Source organism: Halopseudomonas xiamenensis, assembly GCF_014219065.1.
Lineage (GTDB): Bacteria > Pseudomonadota > Gammaproteobacteria > Pseudomonadales > Pseudomonadaceae > Halopseudomonas > Halopseudomonas xiamenensis.
The window spans coordinates 1-1300 of the sequence record NZ_JACLGO010000066.1 but is presented as its reverse complement, the minus strand read 5'-3'; the positions used below and the strand labels follow the sequence as shown (position 1 = coordinate 1300).

General features: G+C 57.5%; 1 protein-coding gene. It reads right to left on the bottom strand.

All coding sequences use genetic code 11. The features are described from left to right. Positions 1-17: 17 nt before the first annotated feature. Positions 18-1079 (bottom strand): IS110 family RNA-guided transposase, encoded by a 1062-nt coding sequence (locus H6X51_RS19815; protein WP_185269130.1) that lies wholly within the window; start codon positions 1077-1079, stop codon positions 18-20. Positions 1080-1300 lie beyond the last annotated feature (221 nt).

Sequence of the window (1300 nt, the reverse complement as noted above, 5' to 3'; positions counted from 1 at the left end):
GCGTTGACGCTCCTATGTCAACTGCAAGCTGCTGACTCCGCCAAATCGGCCAAAATGAGCGGATATATTTCCCTGACGATATAGCGCTTAAGACAGCGCTGTATCTCCTTGGAAGACAAGCCTTCCTGGGTGCGCCGCGCCACATAGGCTCGTGTTCTCGTGTCGGATCGCATGCGTACCATAGTGATAGTCCACAAGGCATTGTTGGCGGCTCGATCCCCACCTCGATTCAGCCGATGCCGCACGGTCTTCCCCGACGAGGCCTGCAAAGGGCTGACGCCGCAGAGAGCAGCTAGAGCGGCCTCATTTCTCAGACGCTCGGGGTTGTCGCCTGCGACTGAAAGCAGTACGGCCGCTGTTTGAGGGCCGATGCCGAACTGTCCACGCAGCCGAGTTGCATGTTCCTGCGTCAAGTGCTCCAGGGTTTTGTCCAGCTCGTTGATCTCTTCAGCCAGTGCCAGCCAGCGTTTACCCAGCAGGCGCAAGGTGATCGTCAAGGTAGCCAGCAATGGGGTATCGCCCAACGAGCGCAAGCGGGCACAGTGCTTTGCGCAGTCGCCAGGCTTGCTCTTCCAGAGGCGCTCTCTGACCTCCTGCGGAGCACTGATCAGTAAGGCTCTTAGCTGGTTGATGGCTTGCGTTTTGGCCTTCACTGCACTGCGCCTGACGAGAGAAACCTCGCGCAACGCTTCAGCCGCGCCCAAGTGGGTTTTGGGGATCGCGCTTGAGGTGCCGGCAAGTACAGAGCGTGCTGCGTTCTCGGCGTCAGTGGGATCAGACTTGCCTTGCAGTCTACGTTTGGATCGATCGGGACGGTTGACCTCCAACACCTCGATCCCATGCTCCTGTAACACTCGTGTCAATCCTGCTCCGTAGGATCCAGTACCTTCGACGCCAGCGCGCTTGAGTGAGCCGAACGATTGGCCCCAGATCAGCAGCTTTAGATACCCAGCGATGTTGGTTTCGACGGCAAACGTACCGAGAAGTCGGCCAGTTCCGCTGATCAGAGCACCGACATGTACGTCCAGATGGGTATCGACACCCAAGATGACTTCATTTGCCTCTGACAGGTTATTCATGTGCGTCTCCAAAGCAGGGGTGCATCACCAACCCCATCGCAGGACAGGACACTCACGGTGCAGACAAAGCTCCTATTAGGTCACTGACGCTGGGCCCAGCAATGCCAGGAAACGTCAGTGACCAATCGACAGGTCAACGCAAAGGCAATCCAGCAAGCCAATCCCAGCACGGGTCAGATTGGGCTGACGTTCGAGAGCATAGTAGATTGAGTGTCCCAGCA